Below are 4,755 nucleotides of genomic sequence, written 5' to 3' on the forward strand. Positions count from 1 at the left end.
TCGCCGTAGCCACGCAGCCTCCCATAGCAGGTCATCAATCAGCTATTACTTCATTTGCTTGCATTTGTGGGTGCGTGGCTACGGCGAGACGCCATAGCCTCCTAAGTTAGTTTCGTCTGCTGAATAACTCAAAACTGAACAATTCCTAACTCCTAATTCCTAACTTCTAATTCCTAATTCGGACGGAGTCCGCCGTCCGCAATGCCTTTTCTTCCAGTTTCGTTTACCTTTGAAACACTCACTTTCTTATTGCGCTGATTCTTAGACTAAAAATTGTAAACTTTTTATTCGCCTTTAGTTTTTTTGAGTAACTTTGCACCCGAAATAATATTAATAGGTTCATTGTTTTCAGGATTCATACAAGAGCAATAGAACCATACTTACTTATTAAATACAACAAGATGAAGAAGAATTACGCTCTTTTATTATTGAGTGTGGCTGCGCTTACCGCTAATGCGCAGCAAATCAACGGCGACTTTGATGCTGCCTGGGAGAAGTGTGTTCCTTGGGACAGTAAAGGCAACACCATGAAAAAAGGTGTGCAGCCGCAGGGATGGCACATGGCTAACGTGGTGCTGGCTGGAGAAGTGGGCGAAAAAGTCACACGCTCTGCCGAAGACGAGCCTGCCAACTATGCCGTAAAGGTGAACAACATCTACAACTCCGCTGTGAAGCAGAACATCCCCGGATATTTCACGCTCGGCACACCGTGGGCAACAGCTGAGACATGGTTTACAAAAGTACGCAATTCTGACGGAGGCGTGTTCGGTGGTAAGGAATTTACATACCATCCCGACGCCATTTCCTTCGAATATCAGCGCGACAACTCTAACGGCACGGATGAGCAAGCCACCGTGCTGGCTTATCTCTGGAACGGCACTTGGACTCAGAAGGACGTGCCGGGAAATACGGAAGTGGGAGTTTTCGGATGGGGCAATGCCACTCGTGTGGACATGGAAAACCGTGAGCGTAACGTTCTCGGCATGAGCAAGACTGCCACCGGCGGAGACGTGACAAAGACCGAAGGCGCCACTCTCGTAGCCACCATCGACCACGCCATAACGGAGAGCACCGAGGGCGAATGGAAGACAGACACCATACCTTTCGTATATAAGGAAGGATGCGAGACTGCCGGCGTGGAGAACATCAACGTCATTTTCTCTTCCGCTAACTATTTCGGACCACAGAGCGACATCAAGGCGGGCAATTCTCTTACCGTGGACAACGTGAAGCTCATCTATTATCATGCTCTTTCTTCGCTCAAGCCTACTGACAACTACGGCTATGACGTAGACATCAACTTCTCTCCGGACACCTTCAACTACACCGTGGAGTCGACATACGATCCTGACTGGACCACCGTCGGCTACACCAAGAAGGGCGTAGGCGCCACCGTGGAAGCTGCCTACGACGACCTCACCGGTCAGTATATCATCACCGTGAAGGGCGAGGACTATGACGCTGAGACCAATCCCGAGGCTATGAGCGTCTACACCATACAGTATCAGAAGGCGGCTCCGACGCTGACATCTCTCAACGTGGCTGGTCATGAGTTTGTCACAGCCGGTAGCACCAGCACAAACTTCACCGCCACCGGCAACTGCTACACAGACGAAGTAAGCTATGTTGCTTCTTCTGAGAAAGCCAGAGTGGAGCAGACATACGACGAGGCAGAGCACAAGCTCACGCTTACCGTAAGCGAGGCAGGTTGCCCCTCAAGCGTCTACACCGTCACATTCGAGGGACAGAGCAAGGAGGCTGCTTACCAGATAGCCAACGCTGACTTCGAGAACTGGACCGACGACGAGAACGCCAAGATAGCTGAGGGATGGAACTCGTTCGACACCGCTGCCGGACTCTTCGCTTCGTTCGCCTCTATGTCTCCGATGCCGCAGAAGATAGAGGGATATAAGGGCAATGGCGTGCGCATCGTATCGAAGGACCTGTGGGTGGCTTACGCCAACGGCAACATCACAACTGGTCATATCAACATGGGCAGCACCGACCCGACAGATGCTTCCAACTATAACTTCACTGACCGTACCGACGTAAACGGCAACATGCCTTTCGCAGGACGTCCTGACGCTTTTGAGGTTTACGCCCGCTTCACTCCCGGCACAGCTAAGGCTGCAGCCGACGCAGAGCAAGAGCAGCCGGCTCTTCAGGGACGCGTACAGCTCATCCTCCACAAGGACGCAGCTTATCACGACCCCGAGATTGCTGAGATGGCTGACGAAAAGGTAGGATCAGCCAATGTGCTGATTCCCGCTACAGAGGAATGGACAAAGTTCACAGGTGAGTTCAGCTATGCCACTGACGAAGCTCCCGAGGTGCAGTACCTTCTGGCTTCTGCCACAACCAACCCCGTACCGGGTGCTTCAAAGGACGACCAGCTCGACCTTGACGAGCTTCGCCTCATCTATTACAGCACGCTGAAGAATCTGCAGATTGACGGCAAGACCGTCGAGGGATTCTCTCCCGAGAAGACAGAATACACCATAGAGAGCGACAACGCTGACCTACTTAACACCATCACGTTCGAGAAGAAGGGTGTGGGTGCGAGTGTGGAGAAGAACGTAGACCCCATCAACAACGTCTGCACCATCACAGTCTACGGCAACGACTACGACGTCAACCCTGCCAACAAGACTGTCTACACCGTGAAGCTCACTTCCACAACGTCCATCGGCTCCGTTTCTGCTGACAACGCTGCCAACCACAAGACCTACACCCTCGGCGGTGTTCGCATAAACAAGCCCGCTGCAGGTCTGTATATCGTGGACGGAAAGAAAAAGGTGGTGAAGTAGAATCGAAAGGCAGGGCTTTGACAAAAACCTGACTCCACAATCCGCTTATGGGCGCAAACCATAATCGGGTTTAAACAAAAGGCTTTACATTAGGTTTTACGAGAACCGGTTCTCGACAACCTAACGTAAAGCCTTTTATTTGTGCACAGCACGCACCCATAAGCGGAAAGCTAATGCACGCAGCTCCTACGATTTGCCTGCAGCCGTGTCCCGAGGGGACACGTATCCATCAGAAACCCACTGCAAGCTCCGAAGGAGCGCAGCTGTGGGACAAGCATCACTTCACCCTCTCTTGGTTCCGCAAAGCGGGACCGACTATCATCCTCAATACCATACGGGATGCGTCAGTCCCCCCTTCGGGGAACTATATTTAGGTGGAGGTGTAGCACGTACCCACAGCTGCACTGCTTCGCAGCTTGCAGTGGGTTTCATTATATAGGTCCCGCTCCGCGGAACCCTTACAAAACCGCTACTATTGCTGACACAAAACAATTGTTTCGGTCTCTTACTTCGGTCGTTGTAAGCATTCACCTCGTTCGATGTAAGCATTCACTTCGGTCGGTGTAAACACTCACTTCGGTCGGTGTTAGCACTCACTTCAGTCGGTATAAGGTTACGAAAGTGGCGGTGCGAGGTTACCCAAATGGCGGTTTCGGCTAACAAGCGCAATTATATTCCGTTTCTTATGCGTTTTCTCACAATTATTTAGTAATTTTACTGCAAACATAAGAATAACAATCCAAGAAAACGAACCATTACAGCCGATACAATAATGTCTATAGCATCTGCCTACATATAATCATACCTCTTTACTGATAAAATATTTTAATAATAAATGAAAAACAGGAATGTCAATATTAAGATTAAAGAAGTGTGCAATAATTGCGGTTAACACGATAATGTCAATATGGTTAATAAGGGCTATATTGTTTTTCGTAAAAACAGAACATGGCAAGCCCATATTATCAGATCATATTGAAGACGTTAAAGCATTGATATACATACTTGATACATTCGAGTATATTGCATTGTTCAGCTTTGCTTATATTTTAGTACCCCAATTCGGGATAAAATAGCGATTAGTTGCATATGAAGACAGATACACGAATTCTCTTCCCATGCCATCAGACATGGGCTATATATAAAGAATCGAAAGAGATTAAACAGAATAGTCATGATTTCACTGTCGGACAACGATGCTGCACGCCGTCTACGCTTCACTCCGCTATTGTCTTCCAGCAAATTTCCTGCATTTTCTGCATCAAAATGTTTGCAATACTCGTCTATAATACAAAATAATTCTGTCACTTTGTAATCGGTAGTCATATTAAATATTTTTATAACTAATTGATTTTCACCTATAAAGGTACAAAATACTTATAAGACTACCAACTTTTTTATAAACTATTTCTTATCCCGAACTGGGGTATCTTTTGATTCCTACATCAAACCACAACCGTGACAGTACGCGGACGGATATTCCCCTCGTTGTATATCTTTTGATTCCTACATCAAATCACAACTGTTCTGTGATTTTACCGAATGTTGTCATAGTTGTATATCTTTTGATTCCTACATCAAACCACAACTACCAACACTACGGCTATTTCTTTGCCCTTGCTGTATATCTTTTGATTCCTGCATCAAACCACAACGTTGATAGACTCTGTGCCTTCGACGAGGTGTTGTATATCTTTTGATTCCTACATCAAACCACAACTGGCGTTGTTAAGGATAGCCTCTTTTAAGGTTGTATATCTTTTGATTCCTACATTAAACCACAACCTATTTACCTATGATGATTATCATGTTCCGTTGTATATCTTTTGATTCCTACATCAAACCACAACCTTCAGCGGTTGCATGTTGCCCAATAGCGGTTGTATATCTTTTGATTCCTACATCAAACCACAACGTCGAACTGCACACGGCGGTTTGCCATCGGTTG

2 protein-coding genes and 1 pseudogene are annotated in these 4,755 nt (G+C 47.3%); 2 read left to right on the plus strand and 1 reads right to left on the minus strand.

What is annotated here, in order from left to right:
* Window positions 1–401: 401 nt before the first annotated feature.
* Complete coding sequence (locus tag CHL74_RS14850; protein ID WP_141241358.1) at window positions 402–2,807, plus strand: hypothetical protein; 2,406 nt, start codon at window positions 402–404, stop codon at window positions 2,805–2,807.
* Window positions 2,808–3,655: 848 nt separating this feature from the next.
* A complete protein-coding gene (locus CHL74_RS15950) occupies window positions 3,656–3,883 on the plus strand; it encodes a hypothetical protein (protein ID WP_176452285.1) in 228 nt (75 codons plus the stop codon).
* A gap of 67 nt (window positions 3,884–3,950) precedes the next feature.
* Here CHL74_RS15950 and CHL74_RS16485 read toward each other — a convergent pair.
* Window positions 3,951–4,133: pseudogene (locus tag CHL74_RS16485) on the minus strand (IS982 family transposase); the annotation flags it as partial.
* Window positions 4,134–4,755: the final 622 nt, after the last annotated feature.

It is taken from the genome of Prevotella sp. 885, from assembly GCF_002265625.1.
Classification (GTDB): domain Bacteria; phylum Bacteroidota; class Bacteroidia; order Bacteroidales; family Bacteroidaceae; genus Prevotella.